The organism is Allolucifera butyrica, assembly GCF_900476375.1.
Taxonomy (GTDB): Bacteria; Bacillota; Negativicutes; order Sporomusales; family UPPP01; genus Lucifera; species Lucifera butyrica.
The window spans coordinates 36,391-61,710 of record NZ_UPPP01000068.1 but is presented as its reverse complement, the minus strand read 5'-3'; the positions used below and the strand labels follow the sequence as shown (position 1 = coordinate 61,710).

The 25,320-nt window shown below is 50.5% G+C and carries 27 protein-coding genes and 1 riboswitch; of the genes, 25 read left to right on the top strand and 2 right to left on the bottom strand.

The features are described from left to right. Positions 1 to 36: 36 nt before the first annotated feature. Together folE2 and LUCIF_RS10260 are read left to right on the top strand one after the other, a co-directional pair. The gene (folE2, locus tag LUCIF_RS10265; RefSeq protein WP_122627802.1) at positions 37 to 828 is read left to right on the top strand and encodes a GTP cyclohydrolase FolE2; all 792 of its coding nucleotides are present in this window, start codon (positions 37 to 39) and stop codon (positions 826 to 828) included. Positions 829 to 846: 18 nt separating this feature from the next. After that, positions 847 to 2,811 carry an N-6 DNA methylase family protein gene (locus tag LUCIF_RS10260; protein ID WP_122627801.1) on the top strand — a complete coding sequence of 655 codons (1,965 nt, stop codon included), beginning with the start codon at positions 847 to 849 and terminating at the stop codon, positions 2,809 to 2,811. Between the two features lie 38 nt (positions 2,812 to 2,849). Here the strand turns inward: LUCIF_RS10260 and LUCIF_RS10255 are convergent, their stop codons facing one another. Next, entirely contained in the window at positions 2,850 to 3,065 is a 216-nt protein-coding gene (locus LUCIF_RS10255) for a hypothetical protein (RefSeq protein WP_126720589.1), read from the bottom strand. A gap of 187 nt (positions 3,066 to 3,252) precedes the next feature. Here LUCIF_RS10255 and hpnK point away from each other — a divergent pair, with 187 nt between their 5' ends. From hpnK to LUCIF_RS10230, 5 genes are read left to right on the top strand one after another with little or no spacing between them, the layout of a single operon-like run. Beyond that, on the top strand, positions 3,253 to 4,116 hold the full coding sequence (hpnK, locus tag LUCIF_RS10250; RefSeq protein WP_122627799.1) for a hopanoid biosynthesis-associated protein HpnK: 864 nt from the start codon (positions 3,253 to 3,255) through the stop codon (positions 4,114 to 4,116). Then, entirely contained in the window at positions 4,100 to 5,083 is a 984-nt protein-coding gene (locus tag LUCIF_RS10245) for a lysylphosphatidylglycerol synthase transmembrane domain-containing protein (RefSeq protein WP_122627798.1), read from the top strand. Before hpnK ends, LUCIF_RS10245 begins: the two co-directional genes overlap by 17 nt. A gap of 19 nt (positions 5,084 to 5,102) precedes the next feature. After that, positions 5,103 to 6,029: an NAD-dependent epimerase/dehydratase family protein gene (locus tag LUCIF_RS10240; protein ID WP_122627832.1), complete on the top strand. Its 927-nt coding sequence runs from the start codon at positions 5,103 to 5,105 to the stop codon at positions 6,027 to 6,029. Positions 6,030 to 6,046: 17 nt separating this feature from the next. Then, the gene (locus LUCIF_RS10235) at positions 6,047 to 7,582 is read left to right on the top strand and encodes an ArnT family glycosyltransferase (protein WP_122627797.1); all 1,536 of its coding nucleotides are present in this window, start codon (positions 6,047 to 6,049) and stop codon (positions 7,580 to 7,582) included. 12 nt (positions 7,583 to 7,594) lie between these two features. After that, positions 7,595 to 9,214, top strand: a complete 1,620-nt coding sequence (locus LUCIF_RS10230) for an ArnT family glycosyltransferase (protein WP_122627796.1) — start codon at positions 7,595 to 7,597, stop codon at positions 9,212 to 9,214. A gap of 17 nt (positions 9,215 to 9,231) precedes the next feature. Here the strand turns inward: LUCIF_RS10230 and LUCIF_RS10225 are convergent, their stop codons facing one another. Beyond that, positions 9,232 to 9,621, bottom strand: coding sequence for a hypothetical protein (locus LUCIF_RS10225; protein WP_207857405.1), 390 nt, complete (start codon positions 9,619 to 9,621; stop codon positions 9,232 to 9,234). A gap of 163 nt (positions 9,622 to 9,784) precedes the next feature. Between LUCIF_RS10225 and LUCIF_RS10220 the strand changes: the two genes are divergently transcribed. From LUCIF_RS10220 to cbiB, 18 genes are all read left to right on the top strand, one after another. Next, on the top strand, positions 9,785 to 9,988 hold the full coding sequence (locus LUCIF_RS10220; RefSeq protein ID WP_122627794.1) for a 4Fe-4S dicluster domain-containing protein: 204 nt from the start codon (positions 9,785 to 9,787) through the stop codon (positions 9,986 to 9,988). After that, complete coding sequence (locus LUCIF_RS10215; protein ID WP_122627793.1) at positions 9,985 to 11,124, top strand: 2-oxoacid:acceptor oxidoreductase subunit alpha; 1,140 nt, start codon at positions 9,985 to 9,987, stop codon at positions 11,122 to 11,124. Before LUCIF_RS10220 ends, LUCIF_RS10215 begins: the two co-directional genes overlap by 4 nt. Further along, entirely contained in the window at positions 11,124 to 11,942 is an 819-nt protein-coding gene (locus LUCIF_RS10210; protein ID WP_122627792.1) for a thiamine pyrophosphate-dependent enzyme, read from the top strand. Before LUCIF_RS10215 ends, LUCIF_RS10210 begins: the two co-directional genes overlap by 1 nt. A 4-nt stretch (positions 11,943 to 11,946) precedes the next feature. After that, entirely contained in the window at positions 11,947 to 12,486 is a 540-nt protein-coding gene (locus tag LUCIF_RS10205; protein ID WP_122627791.1) for a 2-oxoacid:acceptor oxidoreductase family protein, read from the top strand. 126 nt (positions 12,487 to 12,612) lie between these two features. Then, positions 12,613 to 12,787: riboswitch (cobalamin riboswitch) on the top strand. A gap of 78 nt (positions 12,788 to 12,865) precedes the next feature. Next, positions 12,866 to 13,978: a cobalt-precorrin-5B (C(1))-methyltransferase CbiD gene (cbiD, locus tag LUCIF_RS10200; RefSeq protein ID WP_122627790.1), complete on the top strand. Its 1,113-nt coding sequence runs from the start codon at positions 12,866 to 12,868 to the stop codon at positions 13,976 to 13,978. Beyond that, positions 13,957 to 14,580 carry a precorrin-6y C5,15-methyltransferase (decarboxylating) subunit CbiE gene (gene cbiE, locus LUCIF_RS10195; protein WP_122627789.1) on the top strand — a complete coding sequence of 208 codons (624 nt, stop codon included), beginning with the start codon at positions 13,957 to 13,959 and terminating at the stop codon, positions 14,578 to 14,580. Before cbiD ends, cbiE begins: the two co-directional genes overlap by 22 nt. After that, positions 14,577 to 15,173 carry a precorrin-6Y C5,15-methyltransferase (decarboxylating) subunit CbiT gene (gene cbiT, locus LUCIF_RS10190; protein WP_122627788.1) on the top strand — a complete coding sequence of 199 codons (597 nt, stop codon included), beginning with the start codon at positions 14,577 to 14,579 and terminating at the stop codon, positions 15,171 to 15,173. Before cbiE ends, cbiT begins: the two co-directional genes overlap by 4 nt. Beyond that, positions 15,163 to 15,873 (top strand): precorrin-2 C(20)-methyltransferase, encoded by a 711-nt coding sequence (gene cobI, locus LUCIF_RS10185; RefSeq protein ID WP_122627787.1) that lies wholly within the window; start codon positions 15,163 to 15,165, stop codon positions 15,871 to 15,873. Before cbiT ends, cobI begins: the two co-directional genes overlap by 11 nt. Next, positions 15,874 to 16,629, top strand: coding sequence for a precorrin-4 C(11)-methyltransferase (gene cobM / locus LUCIF_RS10180; protein ID WP_122627786.1), 756 nt, complete (start codon positions 15,874 to 15,876; stop codon positions 16,627 to 16,629). Next, complete coding sequence (locus LUCIF_RS10175; protein ID WP_207857396.1) at positions 16,626 to 17,714, top strand: cobalt-precorrin 5A hydrolase; 1,089 nt, start codon at positions 16,626 to 16,628, stop codon at positions 17,712 to 17,714. The genes cobM and LUCIF_RS10175 overlap by 4 nt, the downstream gene beginning before the upstream one ends. Before the next feature lie 5 nt (positions 17,715 to 17,719). Continuing rightward, complete coding sequence (cobJ, locus tag LUCIF_RS10170; protein WP_306438787.1) at positions 17,720 to 18,409, top strand: precorrin-3B C(17)-methyltransferase; 690 nt, start codon at positions 17,720 to 17,722, stop codon at positions 18,407 to 18,409. Continuing rightward, positions 18,406 to 19,170 carry a precorrin-6A reductase gene (cobK, locus tag LUCIF_RS10165; protein ID WP_122627784.1) on the top strand — a complete coding sequence of 255 codons (765 nt, stop codon included), beginning with the start codon at positions 18,406 to 18,408 and terminating at the stop codon, positions 19,168 to 19,170. Before cobJ ends, cobK begins: the two co-directional genes overlap by 4 nt. Next, positions 19,167 to 20,165 carry a precorrin-8X methylmutase gene (locus tag LUCIF_RS10160; protein WP_122627783.1) on the top strand — a complete coding sequence of 333 codons (999 nt, stop codon included), beginning with the start codon at positions 19,167 to 19,169 and terminating at the stop codon, positions 20,163 to 20,165. The genes cobK and LUCIF_RS10160 overlap by 4 nt, the downstream gene beginning before the upstream one ends. Continuing rightward, positions 20,162 to 20,746, top strand: a complete 585-nt coding sequence (locus tag LUCIF_RS10155; RefSeq protein WP_122627782.1) for a cob(I)yrinic acid a,c-diamide adenosyltransferase — start codon at positions 20,162 to 20,164, stop codon at positions 20,744 to 20,746. Before LUCIF_RS10160 ends, LUCIF_RS10155 begins: the two co-directional genes overlap by 4 nt. A gap of 65 nt (positions 20,747 to 20,811) precedes the next feature. Further along, positions 20,812 to 22,245, top strand: coding sequence for a cobyrinic acid a,c-diamide synthase CobB (locus LUCIF_RS10150; protein ID WP_122627781.1), 1,434 nt, complete (start codon positions 20,812 to 20,814; stop codon positions 22,243 to 22,245). Beyond that, positions 22,235 to 22,807 (top strand): bifunctional adenosylcobinamide kinase/adenosylcobinamide-phosphate guanylyltransferase, encoded by a 573-nt coding sequence (gene cobU / locus LUCIF_RS10145; protein ID WP_122627780.1) that lies wholly within the window; start codon positions 22,235 to 22,237, stop codon positions 22,805 to 22,807. The genes LUCIF_RS10150 and cobU overlap by 11 nt, the downstream gene beginning before the upstream one ends. 4 nt (positions 22,808 to 22,811) lie before the next feature. Continuing rightward, positions 22,812 to 24,332 carry a cobyric acid synthase gene (locus LUCIF_RS10140; protein WP_122627779.1) on the top strand — a complete coding sequence of 507 codons (1,521 nt, stop codon included), beginning with the start codon at positions 22,812 to 22,814 and terminating at the stop codon, positions 24,330 to 24,332. After that, a complete protein-coding gene (cbiB, locus tag LUCIF_RS10135) occupies positions 24,332 to 25,288 on the top strand; it encodes an adenosylcobinamide-phosphate synthase CbiB (protein ID WP_122627778.1) in 957 nt (318 codons plus the stop codon). Before LUCIF_RS10140 ends, cbiB begins: the two co-directional genes overlap by 1 nt. The last annotated feature ends 32 nt before the right edge of the window (positions 25,289 to 25,320 follow it).

Sequence of the window (25,320 nt, the reverse complement as noted above, 5' to 3'; positions counted from 1 at the left end):
GAATCCGGCGCATTTTAGGTACTAGGAGTGATGAAAGTGAGAGATGTTCAAAATTCTTCCGATATGCGGGGAATTGCAATTCAGAAAGTTGGGGTAAAGGATGTTCATTTACCTTTTTTAATCAAAACGAAGGAAGGCCATTTTCAATCGGTGCTGGCCAAAATTGAGCTGACCGTGGATTTGCCGCAGGAATTCAAGGGGACTCATATGAGCCGGTTTATTGAGGTGTTGAGCGATTGGAGCCAGAAGCCGGTTTCCGGCCGGGAAATGGAAAATATTTTAACCGATACCATTCAGCGCCTGAATGCTCAGAGTGCTGAACTTGCGATACGATTTAAATACTTTGTTGAAAAGGTGGCCCCTGTCAGTCAATTAAAGAGTATGCTGGATTATGACTGTTCCTTTACCGGAAAATTGGCCCAGGGGGGGAAGCTGGATTTTACGATGGGACTGGCTGTGCCCTTTACTTCCCTGTGTCCCTGCAGTAAAGAGATTTCCCGGTATGGTGCCCACAATCAAAGAGGCCTGATGAGAGTAAACCTTAAATACGCCAAAGGAAAATTCATCTGGATTGAAGATCTGGCCGCATTGATGGAGGCGCAGGGCAGTTGTCCGGTTTATCCGCTTTTAAAGCGGGAAGATGAAAAATATGTTACCGAAAGAGCCTATGAAAATCCCAAGTTTGTGGAAGATATATTGCGGGATTTGGTTCTCGCCCTACGAGCCCTGGATGGTGTGGAATGGTTTGAGATTCATTGTGAAAACTACGAATCCATACACAATCACAGCGCTTATGCCGCGCATGTGGAAACGGTCGGCATTTGCTGAGAGAAAGGTTGTACCACTGTGAACTGGAAAAAATTCAGGAAGCAATACACATGGCTGCTGGGGCAGTTGGAGGCGGAGGGACAGGATGACGCTGCCGGCATTATATTGCGGATTGTAGTTTCAATTCTTCAGGGCTATACGGAGGCCGGCATTATTATGGGGCGTTCCCTGCCGAGGATCAAACTGCTGGACCTGGTCCGTGACCAGGTTAACAGCGAAGGGACTGCTATAAATTTTTCATTTATCGACATAATTAACGCCTGGGTGGCAATGTTGCCTCGCGACGCCGCCATTCTGGGCGAAATCTATGAACAAGGTGCCGCTAACCGCCGCACGCGGGGGATCTATTATACACCGCCGGAAGTCGTGGAATTTATTATTGCGCATACCATTGAACAGCATGATCTGATAAAAGAGCCGAAAGTAAAAGTGGTGGATCCGGCCTGTGGCTGCGGTTATTTTTTGTTAAAAACGTATGAGTCGTTGCGGCGGAGATTTATCGCCGCCAGGGATGAATTGCGGCAAATCTATCCGCAGGAAGACTGGTCCGATGGGGGAATTCACCGGCATATTTTACGCTACAATTTGTGGGGAGCCGACATCGACCCGGTTGCAGCCGACATTTGTGCCGCCGGTTTGGTGTTGCAATCTAACGTAAGCGAGGGAAGAATACCGCCTAACATTGTGGTTTGCGATAGCTTAAAAATGACGGTTCCTTGGGAGCCGGTTTTTGGGGCGGAACAATATGACTATGTGATTGGTAACCCGCCCTATCTTTCCTTTGGTCTCCGCGGTGCAGGGCGCCTGGACCCGCATTATGAGGACTATTTGCGGCGAACGTTTCATGCTTCGGCGGAATATAAACTCAGCTATTATGTATTATTTATGCAACGGGGGATTGATCTTTTAAAACCGGGTGGAAAGCTTGGTTTCATCGTGCCGGATAGTTTTTTACTGGGACGTTATTATTCCAAAATCCGTAAGTACATTATGGACCACACGGCGATCGAAGCGTTGGCTCACATTTCCGCCAACGTATTTAAGAATGCGTCGACAGGCTATTCGGCAATCTGTATTTTGCGCCGGGAAGAGAAGGCGGAGTTGCGCCAGACACAGCGAGTCCGCGTCTACCGGGCGGATACTAAGCTGGGGTTATCCGGTCAGTCCTTTTTATGCCAATATGAGCAAAATTATTTTGCCACGCTGCCCTATCAGCGCTTCCGGCTTTTTTTTGATTCTGCGGCTAAGGTGCTGATTGATAAAATAGATGCCGCCGGCACAGCGTTGGGAACCTTTGCCACCGGCCATACCGGTCTTCGTTCGGTCTTGCGGCAACGGGACATCATTGCGACTTCCCCGCAGGGGCCGGCCTGGCAGCGGGGCCTGGTATCAGGCAGTCAAATTTGCCGTTACGGTATTCATTACGAAGGGCATTGGCTGAATATTGATCCTGATTTGTTATATAAAGGCGGCTGGCGGACGGAGACGATTAAACAGCGAAAAATCCTAATCCGGCAAACCGGGGATAGTTTGATTGCCGCCATTGATGCAGAAGGGTTTTACCACTTAAACAATATTCACCATTTTACGCTGGCGGACCCGGTAATGAGGCTGGACTATCTGGTATTACTGATTAATTCCCGTTTAATGTCTTTTTACTATCATGTAGTCAGTATGGAATACGGCCGGTCCATGGCTCAAACCGATATTGAGACGTTAGAACGGCTGCCGGTTTTCTTTCACGCCGAATTGAACCAGCAAGCTCCTTCTTTAGTAAAAACAATGATGGAATGCGTGAAGCGGGAAAAAGCGGGAGACCCGGTGATGAATTATAAAATAAAAGCATTTGATGAATATTTAAATCAGCTTGTTTATCACATTTATAATCTGAGCGACCAAGAAATTTCCTATATTGAATGCTTTGAAACGTCACTATCGGGCCGGCGGCTGCGAAAATCACGGGTAAAAACAGGGAAGCTTTAACGGCTTCCCTGTTTTGTCAAATCATTTCATTCCCTTACTTAGTCGCTGTTGATATCATACTGGGAAGTCAGTACTTTGCTGGTTGCTTTATTAGTTGCTTTATCGGTAGCCGTTTGGTTTGTCATCGTTTGGTCCGTTGTCTGGCCGACGGCGCTGTCGGATGACTGGGAGGAGTAGTCACCGTGAATGTCATATTGTGCTGTTAATGTGCCGGCAGTTTTGTTGGAACCGGTAGCAGAGCTTGACTTTTTCACAAGCAAACCTCCTTTTAAAAAATATTTTGTACTACAGACATTAGTATAAGAACTTTGGGTTAAAGTATACGGGAAAGAATATAGCGGAATTTGTAAATTATTTGCCATATTCATCCACCCATGTTAACATATACGATAGATTCATTTATTTTTAGGGTTGCCAAAAAATAAAATTTAAGGGTTGCATATGAAACAGATTATTATTAATGCGGATGATTTCGGTTTGCACGAAAAGGTAAATTTAGGAATTATTGAAGGATATAAAAACGGCTGTATTACCAGTACATCCCTTATGGCCGGAGGACCGGCCTTTCAACATGCCGTTGATCTGACCGGTGGTAATCCCGGACTTGGCGTGGGAGTTCATTTAACGCTGGTCGGAGCCCAACCGGTTGCTCCTGCCGGGGAGATTGCGTCGCTGGTTAATGAGGACGGAAACTTTGCAGCCGGTTATGGGGACTTTTTTAAGCAGTTTTTTGCCGGACGAATCCGGCTTAAGGATGTACGGCTTGAACTTACGGCTCAAATTGAAAAAATTCGGGCCGGCGGCGTCGCCATAACGCATGTAGACAGTCATCAGCACCTGCATATTTTGCCGGGAATCTTCGATATTGTCCTGGACCTTTGCGACCAATACTCCATTCCGGCGATGCGGATTCCTGATGAGGCCATTTTCTTTTTCGGCGGCTATCCGCGAAAACTATTCCGGACACTGGCCCGGAACGGCCTTACGTTTTTAGCGGGACGGGCGCGCAAAAGAGCGAAACGGCGGGGCTTAGCCATCCCTGATCATTTTTTCGGCATGCTGGCCGGCGGCAATATGCAGGCGGAGTATCTTTTAAATATTGTCCGGCGACTGCCGGATGGGACCGCGGAAATCATGATCCATCCCGGCTTGGAGAATCAAAGTTTGAATGAAAGGTATGGCTGGAATTATCACTGGCAGGAAGAATTAGACGCGGTTCGTGATCCCCGGCTGCGTTATTGCGTGGACCAAAATCACATTCGATTGCTTTCGTTCAGGGAGTTGGCGCATGAACAAATTTTATAAGCGGCTGACTGTATTGTTTTTATTGATTGCCGGCATTTCCGCCGCCGTTGTTTACTATACGGTCGATATTCATACGCTGAAGAGCCTGAATGTTTTTCGCCCGTGGTCCCTGGTTGCCGCTTTGCTGTTATTAGCGCTCGGCATGTATTTTGACGGGACGCGCCTAATGCATCTCGTCCGAATTTCCGGAGAACGGATTTCTCTTTATCAGGGCGTGCAAGTTATTTTCAGCAACTATTTTCTGGCTGTGCTGACGCCGGGAGCAGCCGGTGGCGCCGTGGCGCAGGTGATGTTTTTGCGGCGGGCCGGAGTTCCGACCGGTAAGGCTACGGTGGTCGTACTGGTGAGGACGATATTGTCCATATTGTTTTTACTGGTTTGTCAACCCTTAATCTTTTTTTATGATCCGGGGTTGGTACCCTGGATTTCCGAGCGAACCCTTGTTGCTGCTTCCACCCTGCTGATAGCGGGCATAGTAGCCGGCATCTGGCTCTTTCGTACCAGAATACCAAATTATTTATTGATTCGCTTGACCAAGAAGTTACAGCCCGACCGGCGGCGGCGGATTTTCCTGGTATACCGTGATGTGCGCGGGGCTGTATTTTTACTGGCTTCTGCGCCGGGCAGCATGCTGAGAGTGTTTGTCGAGTCGGCAGCCAGCCTGGTGGCAATGTATAGCATGGTGCCGGTACTGTTTATGGGAATTGGGGCCGCATTTAATTGGTGGATAATCTTGGGCCGGATGATTTTTTTAAACGTAATATTATATTTTGCGCCGACTCCCGGCGGCTCCGGCGTGGCGGAAGGCGGCTTTGTCCTGTTGTTCGGCAATTTTTTACCGCCGGGGACAGTCGGCATATTGGCGGTAGCCTGGCGGATACTGGCGGAATATTTACCGTTTAGTATCGGATTGTATTTTACGGTCAAAACATTTGGCCGGGATTTTATAACCAGGGAATTAAAATAGGAGGGAATCTGAATTGAAAATGAAAGTTTTAGTAACAGGCGGGGCCGGATTTATCGGTTCCCATATTGTAGATAAATTATTGGCGGCAGGTTGCCGGGTGGTGGTGCTTGATAATTTCAGCACCGGCTTGCGGACAAACTTGCCGCAAGGGATTGAATTGGTGGAAATGGATCTTGGCAGCGAACAACTGTTGCCCCTGTTTCAACGGGAACATTTTGATTATGTCATTCATCAGGCGGCGCAGACGATGGTGCCGAAATCACTGGATGATCCTCATTTTGACTGCCGGGTTAATATTCTGGGAACGGTAAATCTCTTAGAGGCTTGCCGGAAGACCGGTGTAAAGCGGATTACCGCTGCCTCCAGCGCAGCGGTTTACGGTGATGTCGATACCTTGCCCGTCGTGGAAACAACCGTGGTCCGTCCTACTTCCTTTTACGGTTTGAGTAAACTGACGGTTGAACGTTATTTGGCGCTGTATCAGGAACTCTACGGTTTGGAATATGCCGCTTTGCGCTATGCCAATGTATACGGCGAGCGTCAGGGAGATGCCGGTGAGGGCGGTGTTGTCAGCATTTTCACCCGCAAAATGGCCGCACAGGAGCCGGTCAATATCTTTGGCGACGGCGGTCAAACCCGTGATTTTATTTATGTAGGGGACGTAGCGGCCGCCAATTATGCGGCGCTATTGGCGACGGATTGCAACCGGGTTTATAACATAAGCACCCAAACGGAGACAAGTGTGAATACGTTAATTGACGTAATGTCCGAAGTCTTGGGGCGCTCCGTTACGCGGAATTATTTGCCGGCCCGGGAAGGCGACATTTACCGGTCTTCGTTGTCGAACGCGGCTGCGGTTCATGATTTAAAATGGCAGCCGCAGACGGATTTGGTGAAGGGGCTGGCCAGGACGATTGACTACTTTTCGTGCGGCAGGAAATCATAATCGCAGGAGGGTTCGAAATGAAAGGTGCAGGATTTTGGCTGGTGGCAATCGTTTCCTCACTGATTATATTTTTTAATCTGGGGGGAATTGCGCTGCTTGATCCGGATGAACCGGTTTATGCCGAAACGCCGAAAGAAATGATTCAATTTCAGGACTTTATTTCACCGCGAATTTATGGTGAATATTGGTATGACAAGCCCCCTATGTATTATTGGCTTGCAGCCGGCAGTTTTCAGGTTTTTGGCGCCAATGAGTTTGCTGCCCGGTTTCCTTCCGCTGTACTGGCGGTTGTTTGCGTGCTGGGTGTTTATCTGGCCGGAAAACGGCTGTTTCATGGGCAGGCTGGTTTGGCAGCGGCGTTGGTATTGCTGACAAGTATTGAATATTTTTATTTGGCTAAAGCAGCGGTGACCGACATTACACTGACTTTATTTCTCACCTTTTGTTTATGGGCCTATATGGAACAAAAATATTACTGGATGTATCTGTTTGCCGGTCTTGCCACGGTGACAAAAGGTCCCATAGGCTTCTTGTTCCCGGGGGCGATCATCTTTTTATATATGCTGTTCACCCGCTCTTTCGGGGAAATGAAACGGATGAAAGTGTTTAGCGGTGCGTTATTGTTCGCTGTCGCTGCCGTTCCCTGGTATTGGATGATGTACAGTATTCACGGCAAGGCTTTTATTGACACGTTCATCGGTTTTAATAATATTACCCGTTTTACTTCCCCGGAGCATCCGGAAGGGGTACTCTGGTATTATTTTATTCCCGTACTGATTGTGGGTTTTTTCCCCTGGTCGGCTGTTTTACTGCAGTCGGTATGGGCTTCTTTTCGCGATAGTAAGCCTAAGGAGTCTTCCCGTTTATTATTTTTAAATATTTGGGCCTGGTTTATTTTCCTGTTTTTTTCCATCTCCCAAACGAAATTAGTTTCTTATATCCTGCCGGTGTTTCCGCCGTTGGCTATGATAACGGGATGGTACCTCAGCCGCTTGTGGCAGCAGCGCCGTCCCGGGCGCAATATTGGCTGGTCTGTTATTTTAACGGGTTTGGTCACCGTCCTGACCGCAGGCTTGCTGTTTGCCGTAAAGACTATGCCCGAGTTGAGTCCTGGTGCAATGGTGTCGGCAGGTATTTTTATATTAATGACGCTGGCGGTCTGGTTTTATAATTGGCGGCGTGACAGTGAAAAAGCTTTTTGGTCGCAAGTGGCCGGGATAACCCTGTTTTCCCTGGTTCTGGTGACTTTGCTGTTTCCGGCAGTGGCGCCGCGGTTTAGTACCAAAACCATCGCCCGGGAGTTTGTAACCAGGTACGATGGTCAATCGCCGGTTTACATCATGAAATTCCTACATCCGGGATTTACTTTTTACAGTAATATCTACGGGAAAGAATTGAAGGCCTATCCGGAATTGGAACAAAAGCTGGCAAGCCAGCACCGGGCTTATTTTGTCATGCGGCAGCAAGAGTATAAAAGCTTGCCGGAAAACCTCCGCAGTACAAGTAGCATAATTGCCGAAGCGGCCGATAAAGTAGTTATTTTTAAGAAGTAATGGAGGAGTAGTATGCGGCGCTTGACCTTCGGGCCTATTTTTATCCTGGCATTGCTTTTTTATTTAGCAATGAATGCATCCATTCCGGTCACGGACCCGGTTGAATCGAATTATGCCCTTACGGCCAAAGAAATGATTTTGAGTGGCAATTGGTTGTCGCCGCAAATTTACGGGCACTTTTGGTTCGATAAACCGGTTATGATTTACTGGCTGATTGCCTTTAGTTATAAGCTGTTTGGTATCACCGAATTTGCAGCCCGTTTTCCCTCCGCCCTATTTAGCGCGGCCAGTATCGCTTTTATTTTCTGGTTTGCGGAAAAACTGTTCGGCAATAAAAAGACGGCCCTGTATGCCGCGTTGATTTTAGGAACATCGTTAGAGTTTTGGATTTTAGCCCGAATGATTATTACGGATGACGTGTTGTTTTTCTTTTCCAGTGTTTCTTTGGCGACTTTTTATTTAGGCATTCGTAACAAACGGATTTATTGGTACCTGGCAGCTTATGCCGCCGCCGGGCTGGCTGTGTTGACCAAAGGGCCGGTGGGTCTTGTTCTTCCGGCTATCATCATTTTTATCTATATGGTGGTAACGCGGCAATGGCGGCTGCTGGGGAGAGTTTATTTGCTGCCGGGTATTTTATTAGCCTGTTTAATAGCTGCTCCCTGGTATATTGCCATGTATTACGAACATGGCCGGGATTTTATTACTATGTTTTTCGGACTGAATAATTTGATCCGGGCTACCGTTTCCGAACATCCCAAAGATAACGTCTTTTATTATTATCTGGTATTGTTTCCGGTTAGCCTGTTGCCCTGGAGCGGCGTATTATTCCGGACCTTGGTGGGAATTATCAAAAAGGAACGCCTGCCTCATATTGCTTATTTTGGCTCCTGGCTGGGCGGCACAATCGGTTTTTATACATTAATGGCCACCAAGTATCCAACCTATGTGTTTCCGGCCGCCTTTCCCGCGGCTCTTTGGATGGCTTCTTGCCTTTATACTATGCAGCGCATACCGGAAAGGGGAAAGTGGCTGTGGCTTTCCCTGCCTACTGTTTTTATGCTTTTAATTATGGCCGGACTTGGCAACCGGCTGGCTGCGGAAACCGGAGATGGCCGGCTGATATTGCTGCCGGTTCTTGCTATTAGCCTTCTGGTTGTTATCTGGATGCAGGTTCGCGGCAATGTACGTCATTTTCCTATCGTGACGGCAATGATCGCCGGTATAGTCAGTCTGGTATTAATTCATTCAACGCTGATTCCCATGGCTGCCGGCCGTTCGGATAAGAATATCGTAAAAATACTGCCGCCAACGGGGGCCGTCGTGGCATCCTATGGCGAATATTCCACTTCCGCCGTCTTTTACAGCGGCTATATAATTCCCCATTTGGCAGATGACCGGGAATCCGCGGTGAATAACGGTGTTTGGGCAGAAAAATACACGATGCCCGTAGAGTCGGTTACGGCGTTTTGCCGCCGCACGGCGCAGAACGAACCTGTCTATATTTTGGTAAAAAAAGCGCAGCAAGGCTTTTTGCGGGAGAATTTTGCCGCCGATTATATACCCGTAGCGGAGTATGGAGTCAGTACGTTATATGAAAAGAAAAATGTCCGGGCGGAAAAAATAAATTGAGACCCTCAGTGAGGGTCTCAATTTATTTTAGAACTTCCGTTTCCTTGAGCCATATAAGAAGGACTGGGATAAACAAAATGGCAAAATTCCGGTCTAAAATGCTCCCGCTGCATTTGGGGCAGTAAAACTTCCGACAGTTTACTTTCAAAAGGAATCAGGTCGGCGGCTTCCATGACGGCATCTTCCACCAGCACAAGCAGATAGGGAATAACCTCCGGAGCATCCGCGGGTACTTCGGAACGGTCTAAAGGCAGGCAGGGAATGATACGAAGGGTGGCAAGATAATTGTCAAGTTCATCCGTTACTTTGCCGCGATAGGTATTAAACCATAAGGTGCGGGCTAAAGTTACGGCTAGGTTTACATCCTGGATCAGCATATTGGACACATCCTCTCTATTGTCATTCAAAATTATACCATTGAAACGCCGGCTCGCCAAGTTGTCAAAAAACCTGGCAGAATGCGAAATTTGGGTTTCATAGGAACAACCTGTCTGCTATAATGTATAGGGTAAACAACAATTATCCATAATAAGGCAACCTGCTTGTTGATACCGGGGGGAGGATGTAAGAATGAGTTTGGAGCTAAACCAGAAATTTTGCAAGGGATGTGGCATTTGCGTGTCATTTTGTCCCCAAAAAATTCTTGGCCTGAATGAATTGGGAAAAATTTATATTAAAGATGCTGACAAATGCATTCGCTGCGGCCAATGTGAATTGAGGTGTCCTGACTTTGCCATAAAAGTCGTCAGAGAAGGGAAAGGGAAAGCAAAATGACGAAAGCGCGTTTAATGCAGGGCAACCAGGCTTGTACGGAAGGAGCGCTGGCCGCGGGCGTATCTTTTTTTGCCGGTTACCCGATTACTCCCAGCACGGAAATTGCTGAAATACTGGCCGAAAGTTTGCCAAAACTGGGTGGTAAATTTATTCAGATGGAAGATGAGATTGCCAGCATGGGAGCGGTATGCGGCGCCGCCCTTACGGGAGCCAAAGCAATCACGGCGACCAGTGGTCCCGGATTTTCGTTAAAACAGGAACTTATTGGTTATGCGGCTATGGCTGAAATCCCCGTAGTCATCGTTAATGTGCAGCGTTTGGGTCCGAGTACGGGAAAACCGACCTCGCCGGCTCAAGGCGACGTGATGCAGGCCCGGTGGGGAACTCATGGCGACCACGGCGTCATTGTATTATCACCGGGCTCTGTCCGGGAGTGTTTTGACATCACAGTGAAAGCGGTTAATTTCTCCGAGCAATTTCGGGTTCCGGTCATTTTACTGTTGGATGAAGTAATTGGACATATGCGGGAGCGGGTTGAACTGCCGGCATGGTCAAGCATTGAGATTGTCAACCGTAAACTTCCGTCCGTGCCGCCGGCAGAATATCTGGCTTATAAGCCGGATGCCGACGGAGTTCCCAGTATGGCGCCATTTGGCGAAGGATATTATTATCATGTAACCGGTCTGGTCCATAATTACAGCGGGATGCCGGTTCAATCCGTGTCAATGACGGATGAACTGATCCGGCGGCTGCATACCAAACTGGAAATGCATTCTGATGAGATCACATTGTATACGGAAGATTATCTGGACGATGCCGAATATGTGGTAATCGCCTACGGCGGTTCTTCCCGGGCCGCAATTGCCGCCGTGAAAGCGGCGCGGGAGCGGGGGATCAAAGCCGGTCTGCTGAAATTAATTACCATTTGGCCATTCCCGGTACAAGTTGTGCAAAAGGTGACCCGTTCTGCCCGTAAGGTAATTGTGCCGGAAATGAATTATGGACAATTGGCGGGCGAAATTGAAAGATATGCAGGCAGGGACAAAGTCGTTTCGGTAACGAGGGTTGACGGTGAATTATTCAAACCGGAAGAAATATTGTCCCCCATCTTGACCGCAGCAGGAGGAATTCGGTAATGGCAGATTTTGAGAGATATATACGCAGTTCAGCTTTGCCCCATATCTGGTGCCCGGGCTGCGGCAACGGCATTTTGCTGGCAGCGATTTTGCGTTCCATTGACACACTCAACTTAGACCAGAAGAAAACGGTGATCGTGTCGGGAATCGGCTGTTCCTCCCGTGCTTCGGGCTATATGAATTTCAATACCGTCCATACGGCTCACGGCCGGGCGTTGACATTCGCCACCGGTATTAAACTGGCTAAACCGGATTTGAATGTGCTGGTAATTACGGGCGATGGAGATTGTACTGCCATTGGCGGCAATCACTTTATCCATGCCGCCCGCAGAAATATTGATATCACCACGATTATATTCAATAACAGCATATACGGTATGACGGGCGGCCAGTATTCGCCGCTGACGCCTCCGGGCAGCAAAGCAACAACGGCCCCGCTGGGGCATATAGAACGTCCCTTTGATATTGCCGCTTTGGCTATTGCGGCCGGAGCTACCTACGTGGCCCGGGGAACGGCCTATCATGCCAATCTGTTGACAGATTTAATTACCAAGGGAATTCAAAATAAAGGTTTTTCGGTAATTGACGGGATTACGCAATGCCCCATTTCTTTTGGCCGGAAAAATAAAATGGGATCGGCGGCTAAGATGCTGGAATGGCAGCGCGACCATGCCGTAATGGCTCAAGCCGCAGCGAAGCTGCCGCCGGAAACCATGCAGGATAAATTTGTCATCGGCGAGTTGCATCACTCTTTAGCCCCGGAATATACGGCCGAGTATGAAAAATTAATAGCCCGGGCGCAGAAAAAGGGGGAATGAACGAATGTGGCAGATTAGTCTAAGCGGAACAGGCGGACAAGGGTTGATTCTGGCCGGTATCATTTTGGCGGAGGCGGCTATCCTGGAGGGTAAACAAGCTGTACAGACGCAGTCCTATGGTCCGGAAGCACGGGGGGGCGCCAGTAAATCCGAGGTCATAATCAGTGATCAGGTTATTGATTATCCCAAAGTATTAACGGCGGACCTTTTATTGGCTATGAGTCAGGAGGCCTGTGCGAAATATGCCGGAATACTGAAACAAGGCGGAAAGCTAATTGTAGACACTACTCTGGTTAAAGAAATCCCCGCAATTGACGCCTCTATTTTACGGTTGCCCATTACGCAAACGGCCCGGGAGCAGCTTGGCAACCCCATGTTTGCCAATATTATTGCTTTGGGTGCTTTAGTGGGAAGCACGGGTCTTGTCCGGGAACATTCTTTGATACAGGCCGTTTTATCCAGGGTTCCCAAGGGAACGGAAGAAAAGAACCAGAAGGCCCTGGAACTTGGTTTCGACCTGGGGCGCAGCCGGCAGAACGGTTAAGGAAAACGGGACGCAGTTGAAAATGAATTTTGCGCTGTTGCTGTTGTGATAAGCAGGAATATGGCCGGCTAGCTGGAATATAGAAATAAAATATGGTAATATTGTATAAAGTCGGACAAATACATAGGTTGTTTTGAGGGAATGGGTGCATTTGCTTAAAAGGGAAGTCCGGTGCAAAGCCGGCGCGGTCCCGCCACTGTATTGGATGAGCGCAGCTAGTTAAGACCACTGGAATGATTCCGGGAAGGTTAGCTGAGCGATGAACCAAAGCCAGGAGACCTGCCTGTTCTAACACACGCCGTTATGACCTACGAGAGATAGGCAGGTGGGTATATCATAAATTGTTATGAGTATACTCCCTGCATAAGGGGGTTTTTTATTGTCTGCCGAAAAGTTGTTACGCAGCGGTATCACTACCGGTGCTTGTGCCGCCGGTGCGGCCAAGGCCGCTATTTTGGCCGGAACCGGACAAGCTGCAGCCGAAGTCCGGATTGTTTCCCCGCAAGGCAGAACGATTGTGGTGCCTGTGGCCTGGAGCCGGGCGAACCCCAATGGCGGTACCGCCATGGTAATTAAAGACGCCGGCGATGATCCGGATATTACCAATGGCGCTAAAATTATCGTTACGGTGGAGTTTACCGGTAACGAGGGGATTTTGCTCAAAGCGGGCGAAGGCGTAGGGACGGTAACCAAGCCGGGACTGTCTGTTCCGGTGGGACAGCCGGCCATCAACCCCGGGCCCCGTATTATGATTGAGCAGGCTGTGCGGGAGGTTCTGCCCCCTCAAAGCGGAGCCGTTGTTACGGTTATTGTTGAAGGGGGACGGGAATTGGCGACTCGAACGTTAAATCCTGTTTTAGGGATTGAAGGCGGCATATCGATTATCGGTACGACCGGGATTGTTGAACCGATGTCGGAAGAAGCGTTTAAAGCTTCTTTAGTACCGCAAATCAGTGTGGTTAAGGCGCTTGGTTTCCAGGATATTGTTTTTGTTCCCGGCAGAATCGGCCAGAATGCGGCGGTGAACCGTTATCACCTGCCGGCAGATGCGGTGGTGCAAACCAGCAATTTTATAGGACATATGCTGGAGAATGCTGTAAAATTAGGAGTCTCGCGGGTTTTGCTTTTCGGTCACTTAGGAAAGGTGGTCAAAGTTGCCGCCGGGATTTTTCACACCCATAACCGGATGGCGGACGGCCGCATGGAAACGATTGCCGCCTATATGGCTGCCGGCGGTGCACCGCAAACGGGCGTTCAGGAAATTCTGGCCTGTGCAACGACCGAGGCGGCCATGGACGTGATTCAGCGGTATGGAATGGCAAAAGTATATACCGTGCTGGCGGAACGGGCCAGCCTGCGGGCTATGCGCTATGTGTTTAACGATCTGACCGTAGGTACGGTGATTGTCACTCTGCAGGGGGATATCCTGGGAATGGATCATAGCGCGGAATTGATTGGGGGCAGTTTGGGATGGAACATAAAATTATCGTAGTGGGAATCGGTCCCGGTTCACCTGATTATTTACCGCCGGTCAGCCAGAGGGCGATCGACCGGGCCGCCGTTCTGGTGGGCAGTGCGCGGGCGCTGGCTGCCTTTGCGGCGGAAGTAGAAACATATGTGATTGACCGGGATATTCCGGCTGTTTTGGCTTTTATACGGCAAAAGAGACAGGAATGCGAAGTGGTGGTACTGGTTTCCGGCGATCCCGGTTTTTACAGTCTGTTGGCAGCTCTCCGCCAGGAGTTTCCGCCGGAAGCGGTTACGGTAATACCGGGCATTAGTTCCCTGCAGCTTGCTTTCGCCCGCTTGGGTGAAATATGGCAGGATGCCGTGTTGGTGAGTCTGCATGGCCGCAAAGTGAATGACGGGGTTCTCGCCTATGAGGCAAATAAAAAACTGGGCATTCTGACCGACCGGGAATACAATCCCCGGAAGATTAGCCAGTTGCTGCTGGAACGCGGCTGGCCCGCCGCTGCGAAAACCTGGTTGTGTGCCAACCTTTCCTACGATACGGAAGAAATCTGCGCAGCGACCTTGGAACAGGCTGCCCAATTAGACGGATATAATCATTGTGTAATGGTGGTGAAGGGATGAGGCCGTATTTTCCCGGTATTCCGGACGAAAAATTCAAACGGGGACAAATTCCTATGACCAAACAGGAAATACGGTTGATGGTGCTTGCCAAGGCGCAGATCGGTCCAAAGGATATTATTATTGATATCGGCGCCGGAACGGGTTCCCTGTCGGTGGAAGCGGCGCTGCAAGCCACGGGCGGACAAGTTTTTGCCATCGAAAGGGAACAGGAAGGTATTGACCTTATTGCGGCCAATGCGGTGCAATTTGGCGTCGGCAATCTTTCGGTGATTCATGGATCTGCGCCGGCGGCACTGAGCGGACTGCCGCCGGTCGATGTGATTCTGGTAGGTGGGAGCGGCGGCTATTTGACGGAAATCATTCAATACGCCGATCCGCTCTTAAAAACAGGCGGCCGGATGGTTATTACGGCGGTTACCGTGGAAACCCTGCATAAAGCCCTGACTATTGTGGATTCCATGCCGGAATACCAATGTGAGGCGTCGGGCCTGCAAGTAACCAGGGTGCGGCGGGTTGCCGCCCACCATATGTTTCAGGCTCTCAATCCGGTATACATTATATCTTGCAGTAAAGGAGCACAACATGACAGGTAAATTTTATGGAATCGGCGTTGGACCCGGGGCGCCTGAACTGCTTACAATCAAAGCGGCGGAAGTATTAAAAAGCGTAGATGTGATTTGTGTACCCCGGTCCAGTCTGGATAATGACAGTGTGGCCTTAAAAGTTGCCGGTGCCTATATACCGGCAGCGACTCAGGTTATGGAGGTTTTTACCCCTATGACACGGGATAAAAACGTTTTAGAGGCTGAATGGCAGCGGGGAGCGGAGCGGATTGCCGCCGAATTGCGCGAAGGCAAACATGTCGCTTTTCTTACCATCGGCGACGCAATGCTCTTTAGTACATACTCCTATTTATTGAAAAGGGTAAAAGTCCTGCTGCCCGAAGTGGAAGTGGAAAGTATACCCGGCATAACCTCTTTTGCGGCCGCAGCGGCGCATATCAATGCGGCTTTAGCCGAGGGAAATGAAAAACTGGCTATAATACCGGCCGTTGATGATCCGCAGGAATTGTATTCGATTTTACAAGAGTTTCCTAATGCCGTCTTGATGAAAGTTGCCGGCAAATATGAGGAAATTGTGTCCGTGCTGGAAAAAACGGGGTTGAAAGAAAAGTCGGTTTATATCAGCAAACTGGGCTATCCTGACCAGTTTATCAGTTACGATCTGGATTGTCTCCGGAACCGGAAAAGGGATTATCTGTCCCTGATTTTAGTAAAAAGAGAGGGATTTTAAATGCACGTATATTTTGTGGGGGCGGGGCCGGGCGATCCTGAGCTCATTACGCTGAAAGGGCAGCGGCTGTTGACGGAAGCTGATACGGTTATTTATGCCGGCTCGCTGGTGAATCCGGCGCTGCTCCAATTTGTCCGCGCCGATGCCGCTGTTTATAATAGCGCTACCATGACGCTGGAAGAAGTAATAGCGGTTATCGAGGCAGCGGTAGCCAAAGGGAAAAAGGTGGTACGGCTGCATACCGGAGATCCCAGTATTTACGGCGCCATTCAGGAACAAATGGATGCCCTGGAACAAAAAAATATCCCTTATACCGTTGTGCCGGGAGTGAGTTCGTTTTTGGCTGTGGCGGCGGCCCTGCGACAGGAATACACCTTGCCGGATGTGTCGCAAACGGTAATCATTACCCGCATGGAAGGGCGGACGCCGGTGCCGGCTAAGGAAAAACTGGCATTGCTGGCCAGCCATAATGCCACAATGTGTATTTTTCTGAGTATTCACATGCTGGATGACGTGATCCGGGAACTTATGGAGGGGGGATACCCGCCGGATACCCCGGTGGCAGTGGTGCAAAAGGCATCCTGGCCGGATGAGAAAATTATCCGCAGCCGGTTGGATGCGGTTGCCGGGCAGGTTGCTGCAGCAAGTATTGACAGGACGGCGATGATTGTTGTGGGGAAATGTTTAGACAGCAATTATGCCTTATCACGGCTCTATGCCGCTGATTTCGGGCACATGTTCAGGGAGGCAAAATGAAACTGGCGGTAATTTCGGTGACGAGCAACGGCGCTATTTTAGCCCGGCATCTGGCGGATGTTTTGAATATTCCTATTGATGTTTATGCAAGAGTCGGGCGCAATCCGGTTAAGGCGGATTCTGAATTTGATTCATTGAGCGAATTAGTCGCAAAAATATTTTATCAATATGACGGATTGATTTTTATTATGGCTGCCGGGATTGTTGTGCGTGTCATCGCGCCGCATGTACGGGATAAACGGTATGATCCGGCGGTGGTCGTAATGGATGAAGCCGGTGATTATGCGATCAGTCTATTGTCCGGTCATATCGGCGGTGCCAATGAACTGACCCAGAAGGTGGCCCGGGCGGTGGGAGCCAAAGCGGTAATTACCACGGCTACCGATGTGGCGCAAAAACCGGCACCTGATGTATTAGCGGTGAAACTCGATCTGATGATTGATCCCTGGGAAGAGCTGAAACATATTAATGCCGCCATTGTTCAGGGGGAACGGGTTACTTTTTTTCTGGATCCTTCGCTGCCTAATGCGCAGCACTATGACCAAGTGGCGGAAGAGATGGGAATTCATTTTGTGGATATGGCTCATTTAAACCGGGTTGAGGAATATGATGCCGCAGTTGTTATAACCGATAAAGATTTATATATGGTAAAACGGCATGTCTATTTGCGGCCGGCTACGCTGGCGGTAGGCATCGGCTGCCGGCGGGGGACAACCAGCGCCGAAATCTTTGCCGCCCTGGACGATGCCTGCAAAAAAGTCGGGCGGACCATGAAAAGTGTGGCCGTAATCGGCACAACCGTGGTGAAACAGGAAGAAATCGGGATACTGGCAGCAGTACAGCAAATGGTAATCCCGTTGGAACTGTATACAAACGAACAGTTGCAGCAATGCATTGACGATTACGGACTGCCGGTTTCCGGTTTTGTCCAGGAAAAGATAGGAGTGGGAAATATATGCGAAGCGGCAGCCTTGTTGGGGGGGCAAACAGACAAACTGCTGTTGCCCAAGACCGTTTATCAGAATCTAACCATAGCCATTGCCGAGGTAAAGTATCCGTCGTGGGAATCGGCCCCGGTCATTTAAGCGATATGACGCCGCGAGCCCAAGAAGCCATTCAGGCGGCGGATCTTGTTGTGGGTTACGATACCTATTTGGAGCTAATCATGGAATTGTTGGCGGGCAAAGAAATTCTCGCCACCGGTATGATGCAGGAGATTGACCGCTGCCAGGCGGCGGTAGACCAGGCAAGGGCCGGAAAAAATGTCGTTGTTGTTTCGAGCGGCGACCCGGGAGTTTACGGCATGGCGGGGCTTGTCCTGGAACTGGTTATGAAAGGGCCGGCGGAACAGCGGCCGGATGTGCAGATTGTACCCGGCATAAGCGCCGTAAGCGCCGCAGCAGCCTTATTGGGAGCGCCGCTGATGCATGATTTTGCGGTGATCAGTCTAAGTAATTTGCTAACGCCCTGGGAAGTGATCCGTAAGCGGGTGGAATTGGCGGCGCAGGCTGATTTCGTTATGGCTTTCTATAACCCTAAAAGTACGAAGCGGGTTACGCAAATTGAAGAGGTGCGGGAAGTCGTATTAAAGTACCGGGATGCTGCCACGCCGGTTGGCATTGTGCGGCAGGCCACACGTTCCGGCGAAAATGTGATTCTTTCCGATTTGGCTCATTTTACGCAGGAAACCATTGACATGTTTTCCCTGGTTATTATTGGCAACAGTCAGACTTATACCGCCAACGGGCGGATGATCACGCCCCGGGGGTATCAATTATGATCCTGGTTTTAGCCGGCACGCAGGATGGCAGGGAAATCAGCCGGCTGCTCGTGGAAGCCGGATATAGCGTAATGGTTTCCGTAACGACTGAATATGGACAGGAACTGGCGGCCTATCCGGGACTGGCGGTAAATTGCCGGCCCCTGGACGAAGACGGTATGGTGAATTTAATCCGGGAACGGCGAATCCGGCTGCTGCTGGACGCGAGTCACCCATACGCCGCCAACGTTTCGCAAAATGCCATGGCGGCCGCTGCGCGGTCCGGCATCCGGTACGTGCGGTATGAAAGACCGGCCGTGCCACTGCCGGCGTACGAAAAACTATACGTTGTGCCCGACGCGTCAGTGGCGGCGGAAAGAGCCGCATTGTTCGGCAAGGTTGTTTTTTTGACTACCGGCAGTCGTTGGTTAAAAATATTTAAAGAAAGCCCCTTTTTACAGTCGCACCGGTTGATTGCCCGGGTTCTGCCGGAGCCCGCTGTTTTAGCCGACTGCCTGCAGTGGGGTTATAAACCGGGCGATATTATAGCCATGCAAGGTCCTTTTTCGCACGAATTGAATGTTGCCTTGTTTCGCGCCTATGGCGCCCGGGCAGTGGTTATGAAAAACAGCGGCCGGATCGGCGGCAGCGATACCAAAATTACGGCGGCGATGGAATTAGCCCTGCCGCTGCTAGTGATTGACCGGCCCGCTCTTAATTATCAGGAAATAGTTCATTCTATAGAGGATGCCATTCATTATGTCAGGGAGGTTATAAAGTGAAAGCAGGCATTGTGGTTTTGGGGCATGGAAGTCGTGCCAGTGTGGGGGAAGCAAATAAGGTAACGTTTCAAATCACCGATCTGGTTAAGGAAAAGGCCGGCAGCGACCTGGTAGAAACAGCGATTATGAACCGGCAGTCGGGATTGCAGAGTCTGGGGGAAGCAACCAAACGGCTGCTTGGCCGGGGGGCGACTCAAATTATCGTGGTGCCGATGTTTTTGGCCAACGGTATGCATATTCAGGCCGACATACCGGAAGAAATCGAGGGATTGCGCCAAATGTATCCCCAAGTGCCGATTACCATGGCTGCTCATATCGGCCCTGACCCGCGAATTGCCGATATTTTGCTGGAACGGGTCCGGGAGGTGCAATTTATAACAGACCCTGAAACCATTGAGCACCGGAGCATGGAACTGATTGCTCCCTATTTGGCCGGACTCAATTTGGACGAGGCGGCAACGAAAGTCTATTCACGTATTATTCATGCTGCCGGAGACCCCGATTACGCCAATCATATTAAAATACATCCCCAAGCCATTGCGGTGGGATGTAAGGCCTTGCGGCAGGGCCGTCCGGTCTTTTGCGACGTGGAAATGGTGCGGACGGGAATTAACAAACGGCGGCTGGCGGAGTATGGCGGCCAGGTGCACTGTCTGATCGGTGATGAAGAAGTTGCCCGGCAAGCCAAGAGTTCAGGAATCACACGGGCCATGGCGGCGATGCGGACCTTTGGCCAGGATCTTGACGGAGCTGTGGTAGCCATCGGCAACGCACCGACCGCTTTATTTGAGATATTGCGCCTGATGGCGGAAACGCCGGTCCGGCCGGCGCTGATTGTGGGGGTTCCCGTTGGTTTTGTCGGCGCCAGCGAGTCGAAAGAATTACTGGCTTCCTCTTCCCCGGTGCCTTATATTACGATTCAGGGGAATAAAGGCGGCAGCCCGATTGCCGCGGCAACGCTGAACGCGCTGCTGTATATGCCGGAACCAATATGATGGCAATAAAAGAGCCCAAAATTTATGTATTTACCGGCAGTGGTAAGGGAAAAACCACAGCGGCGCTGGGAATGGCTTTGCAAACCGCCTTGATTGAGCGCCGGGCGGTCATTGTTCAATTCTTAAAAGGCGGCGGCTATACGGGAGAATTATATGCCGCTGCCTGGTTGGCGCCATATCTGGAAATAAAACAGTTTGGCTATGGCTGTCCCATAGGGGAAGAGATTCGAACGGGCCGGTTAAAATGCACAAAGTGCGGGCTGTGTTTTCGCGAAAACCGCAATCCGGTCCATCAATTTGCGCCGCAAGCTCTGGCTTTTGCGGCCCGGATTATAGCCGGCGGCCAGGCCGACCTCCTGGTGCTGGACGAAGTCAGCCATGCGATTAAGCATAATCTGATTCGTGCGGAAGCAGTCCTTGAGCTGGTCCGGCAACGGCCGCCCCATATGACTCTGGTTTTTACGGGTCGGTCTATGCCGGAGACATTGAGAGAAATTGCCGATTGTGTAACGGAATGTTACCCGGTAAAGCATCCACTGCCGTTGCAGGGCATTGATGCCCGGCACGGGATTGAATATTAGGAGCCTGCTTAAAAATAGGCGCGGCGAACATTCGAACGAGGGCAGGTTCATTAGGGGGAGAAAGCATGGTTTACCAGGAAGTGCCGCGGCTTGTAATTGCCGGAACTCACAGCGGGGTGGGAAAAACGACGGTTGTGACCGGGCTGCTGGCGGCCCTAAGGCAACTGGGCCGGGAAGTGCAGTCGTATAAAGTGGGGCCGGACTACATTGATCCCGGATTTCACCGGCTCGCCAGCGGCAAGGCGGCGCATAATCTGGACACCTGGCTTGTGGCGCCGGAAAATTTGCTGCCTGTATTTGCCAAGACGGCCAAAGGGAATGATCTGGTGATTATTGAAGGGGTCATGGGACTTTATGACGGCGGCAAAAAAGGAATCAGCAGTACGGCGTCCATTGCCAAGATACTGCAGGCCCCGGTGATTCTGGTCGTCGATGCCCGGTCGGCAGGAGAAAGTGTTGCCGCTACCGTTCTGGGTTTTAAAACCTATGATCCGGCAGTGAATATCGCGGGCATTATTGTAAACCGCCTGGGCTCGTCAAGTCATAAAGACCTGGTTTGCGACGCCCTGCGCCCTATTGGGATTCCGGTGATTGGCTGTATCTTGCGGGACCAGGCCATGGTTATGCCGGAACGGCATCTTGGATTGACACCGGTAACGGAAATGGATGCGCCGGTGATAGTCAGCCATATAGCCGACCAGATCAACAGCCAGGTGGATTTAGACAGGCTGACCGGTATTGCCGGAACGGCGCCGGCCTTAGCGGTCGAGGAATGGGGCGGGGCGCTTCCGGCTAAAATAGTGCGGATTGGCGTTGCCCGGGACGAGGTATTTTCTTTTTATTATCCGGAAAGCCTGGAAACTCTGGAAAGATTGGGAGCGGAGCTGGTTTATTTCAGTCCGCTGCGAGAGGAAAAATTACCGGCAGTGGACGGGCTGATTTTGGGCGGCGGCTTTCCCGAGATGTTTGTTGAACAATTAGCGGCCAATGCAGGAATGCGGCAGTCCGTCCACCGGGCTTGTGAGTCAGGAATGCCGGTCTACGCGGAATGCGGCGGACTTATGTATTTATGCCGGGAAATCCTGGATTTTAATCATAAGGCGCATGCTATGGCCGGCTTTATTCCGGCGGTGTGTACGATGCAGCCGAAATTGGAGACGGTCGGTTACGTGGAAGTGACGGCCCGGAATCATAATATATTATGTAATCAGGGAGAAACCCTGCGAGGCCATGAGTTTCATTTTTCCCGCATGCTGCCGCAAAGCGGAGAGGATGATTTCCCCTGGGCCTTTACTTTCGAAAAAGTGCGGACCCGTAAGACCTATCCGGGCGGGTTTGCCGTTAATAATGTGCTGGCATCCTACCTGCATATGCATTTTGCCGGCAATGAACGGGCGGCGGCTCATTTTATAACTCAATGCAAGAGGTATGGACAAAGCCGGCAGCGACCGGATTGGCATATAGCAGAAAAGAAGGGGGCGGATCCTATTGGCAGGTAAAATTGTGCTGGTTACGGGCGGAACCCGGAGCGGCAAGAGTACTTTTGCCGAAAGGTATGCGGCAAACAGCGGCGAATCCGTCGTGTATATTGCTACGGCCCAGATTTTCGATAAAGAGATGGACCGGCGGGTCCGGCTGCACCGGGAGCGCCGTCCGGCAGTATGGCAGACGCTGGAAGCGCCTTACGATGCCCATAATGCCATGGCAAAGGCCGTTGCAGCCGCTTCGGTAGTGCTTTTTGACTGTTTGACGTTATATATCAGCAATTTGCTGCTAGGACCCGATGCACCCGGGCAAGGGGCCGACAGGACCAATTATGTAATGGACCAAATAGAAAAATTGCTGGCCTGTGCCCGTTCAGACAAGAGTACAGTGATTTTTGTCACGAATGAAGTGGGTATGGGCATTGTGCCGGAAAATGCTTTGGCGCGGGAATATCGGGATTTGGCAGGAATGGTGAATCAAAAAGTGGCCGCCGCCGCCGCCGAGGTCTATTTGGTAGTGAGCGGGCTGGCAATCGAAATAAAGAAACTGGCCGTTCCGCTGGGTAAGGAGGGATAATACGATGGCGAAAGCAATTATGCTGCAAGGAACCAGTTCCCATGTGGGAAAAAGCATAGTAACAACGGCGCTTTGCCGGATTTTTTTCCAGGACGGTTACGGGGTTGTTCCCTTTAAGGCCCAGAATATGGCCTTAAATTCCTATGTGACCAAAACCGGCGGGGAAATGGGCCGGGCGCAAGTGGCTCAGGCGGAAGCGGCCGGGTTGGCGCCAAGTGTGGAAATGAACCCGGTCTTATTGAAACCTACGGGCAATTCCTGTTCCCAGGTGATTGTTATGGGGCGGCCGGTCGGCACCATGTCGGCGCAAGAGTATCATAACGGATACAGTATGCGGGCCTTGACTACCATTAAGGAATGTCTGCATAACCTTCAGCAGCGTTATGACGTCATAGTCGTTGAGGGAGCCGGCAGTCCGGCCGAGGTTAATTTGAAAGCCAACGATATTGTTAATATGCGGGTAGCCAAGATGGTCCCGGCGCCGGTTCTTTTAGTAGCAGACATTGACCGGGGCGGTGCTCTGGCTTCCGTCGTCGGGACGTTGGAATTGCTGGACCCTGACGAGCGGGAGCTGGTTAAAGGAATTGTCATTAATAAATTCAGGGGCGATATAAAACTGCTCGAACCGGCCCTGCAGTTTCTGGAGCAGAAGACCGGCAAGCCCGTAGTGGGTGTAATTCCTTATATGGAACGTATGGGAATTGATGATGAGGATTCGGTATCTTTGGATGATAAACAGGATTCCGGGTCCCGGGAGATTGAAATTGCCGTTATGCGTCTGCCTAAAATCTCCAATTTTACCGATTTTGACGCCTTGGCGGCCGAAGAGGATGTTACCGTCCGGTATGTGCGCCAGGGAGAGATGATTGGACAGCCCGATCTTATTATTTTACCCGGCAGTAAAAATACCATTGAAGATTTACTTTATTTACAGCAGCACGGTTATGACAAAGCCATTGCCGGACTGGCAAAAACAGGGACACCTGTAGTTGGAATCTGCGGCGGTTATCAGATGCTGGGCCGGGAAATTCAGGACCCCGAACATACGGAATCCGACCGGGACCGGATTGAAGGCATTGGGCTTCTTGATACCATTACCATTTTTGCGGCCGAAAAAATTACGCACCAGGTAACGGCCAATGTCACGAATCAAGGCTTTCTGGGACTGAATTATAATGAGAAGGGACTTACCGGTTATGAAATTCATATGGGGCGGACCCAATTTTTAACACCGGTGCAACCCGCTTTTGAAATTACCGGACGGTCCGGTCAGCCGGCGGCTTCTCCCGACGGAGTGGTACGGAAAGACGGCTTGGTCATGGGGACTTACATTCATGGCATTTTCGATAACAACCGCTACCGGCGGGCCGTTATTGATGCCCTGCGGGTTCGCAAGGGGCTGAACCCGTTAACCGTTTTCCGGGATGTGCAGGCGGAGAAAGAGGAAAGTTATAACCAGTTGGCCAATATAGTACGGAAAAGTCTTAATATGGATTTGATTTATCAAATCCTGGGTGATCAATAATGGAGCAATATTTTCTGTTTACCGCCGTTCTGCTTGACGGATTATTTGGCGACCCTCGCTCAAACTGGCATCCGGTCGTAATTATCGGCAAATTAATCAGCGCTTGGGAAAAAAAATTGCGCCGGACCGGGAATTCTAGCCGTCAGCAGCAGTTTGCCGGCGCGGTCTTGGTATTCATTGTGCTGACAGTCACTTATGGTATTACCTGGCTGATAATGTACGGACTGAATCGTCTTCATCCGGCAGCGGCTTTTTTTGGCGGTGCGCTTCTTTTGTCGTTTGCCATATCACCGCGCAGTCTGGCTGAGGCAGGGCGGGAAATCCGCGGTTATTTAGCGGCCGGGGATTTGGAGCAGGCCCGTTTTAAAGTTGGCTGGATTGTCGGGCGGGATACGGGCCACCTGGATGTAGCGGAAGTTACCCGGGCGACGGTGGAAACGGTGGCGGAAAATATAGTGGACGGAATTATTTCTCCGCTGTTTTATGCTGCTATTGGCGGGGTGCCGCTGGCTTTTTTGTACCGGGCGGTAAACACGCTGGATTCCATGGTGGGATATAAAAATGAAAAATATTTCTACTTTGGCAAAGTGGCCGCCCGAACGGATGACATTTTCAATTACGTTCCCGCCCGGTTAACGGGAATGCTGCTTGTAATCACAGCCTTTTTTCTGGGTTATAATACGAAACGGTGCCTTAAGACCATTTGGCGGGATGCGCCCAAACACCCCAGTCCTAACAGCGGGATTGCGGAAGCGGCCGTTGCCGGCGCTCTCGGCGTCCGCCTGGGGGGATTGAATTATTATGGCGGCGTAGCCTCTCTTCGCGCTCCGATGGGAGACAAACTGACGGAACTGGAACCAGGTCATATCGAGCAAACGGTGCGTATGATGTATATGACTACGGCTTTATTTCTAGCGCTTACAGTCTTAGGGTCTTACTGGCTTCGTCATATTTAGAACGAACTGTTGTTTCCGCCGGGAATTTCAGA

Coding starts and splice junctions, on each gene's coding strand:
- hpnK (WP_122627799.1), top strand. CDS start 3,253: ATGAAACAGATTATTATTAATGCGGATGATTTCGGTTTGCACGAAAAG.
- LUCIF_RS10245 (WP_122627798.1), top strand. CDS start 4,100: ATGAACAAATTTTATAAGCGGCTGACTGTATTGTTTTTATTGATTGCC.
- LUCIF_RS10240 (WP_122627832.1), top strand. CDS start 5,103: ATGAAAGTTTTAGTAACAGGCGGGGCCGGATTTATCGGTTCCCATATT.
- LUCIF_RS10235 (WP_122627797.1), top strand. CDS start 6,047: ATGAAAGGTGCAGGATTTTGGCTGGTGGCAATCGTTTCCTCACTGATT.
- LUCIF_RS10230 (WP_122627796.1), top strand. CDS start 7,595: ATGCGGCGCTTGACCTTCGGGCCTATTTTTATCCTGGCATTGCTTTTT.
- LUCIF_RS10220 (WP_122627794.1), top strand. CDS start 9,785: ATGAGTTTGGAGCTAAACCAGAAATTTTGCAAGGGATGTGGCATTTGC.
- LUCIF_RS10215 (WP_122627793.1), top strand. CDS start 9,985: ATGACGAAAGCGCGTTTAATGCAGGGCAACCAGGCTTGTACGGAAGGA.
- LUCIF_RS10210 (WP_122627792.1), top strand. CDS start 11,124: ATGGCAGATTTTGAGAGATATATACGCAGTTCAGCTTTGCCCCATATC.
- LUCIF_RS10205 (WP_122627791.1), top strand. CDS start 11,947: ATGTGGCAGATTAGTCTAAGCGGAACAGGCGGACAAGGGTTGATTCTG.
- cbiE (WP_122627789.1), top strand. CDS start 13,957: ATGGAACATAAAATTATCGTAGTGGGAATCGGTCCCGGTTCACCTGAT.
- cbiT (WP_122627788.1), top strand. CDS start 14,577: ATGAGGCCGTATTTTCCCGGTATTCCGGACGAAAAATTCAAACGGGGA.
- cobI (WP_122627787.1), top strand. CDS start 15,163: ATGACAGGTAAATTTTATGGAATCGGCGTTGGACCCGGGGCGCCTGAA.
- cobM (WP_122627786.1), top strand. CDS start 15,874: ATGCACGTATATTTTGTGGGGGCGGGGCCGGGCGATCCTGAGCTCATT.
- LUCIF_RS10175 (WP_207857396.1), top strand. CDS start 16,626: ATGAAACTGGCGGTAATTTCGGTGACGAGCAACGGCGCTATTTTAGCC.
- cobJ (WP_306438787.1), top strand. CDS start 17,720: ATGACGCCGCGAGCCCAAGAAGCCATTCAGGCGGCGGATCTTGTTGTG.
- cobK (WP_122627784.1), top strand. CDS start 18,406: ATGATCCTGGTTTTAGCCGGCACGCAGGATGGCAGGGAAATCAGCCGG.
- LUCIF_RS10155 (WP_122627782.1), top strand. CDS start 20,162: ATGATGGCAATAAAAGAGCCCAAAATTTATGTATTTACCGGCAGTGGT.
- LUCIF_RS10150 (WP_122627781.1), top strand. CDS start 20,812: ATGGTTTACCAGGAAGTGCCGCGGCTTGTAATTGCCGGAACTCACAGC.
- LUCIF_RS10140 (WP_122627779.1), top strand. CDS start 22,812: ATGGCGAAAGCAATTATGCTGCAAGGAACCAGTTCCCATGTGGGAAAA.
- cbiB (WP_122627778.1), top strand. CDS start 24,332: ATGGAGCAATATTTTCTGTTTACCGCCGTTCTGCTTGACGGATTATTT.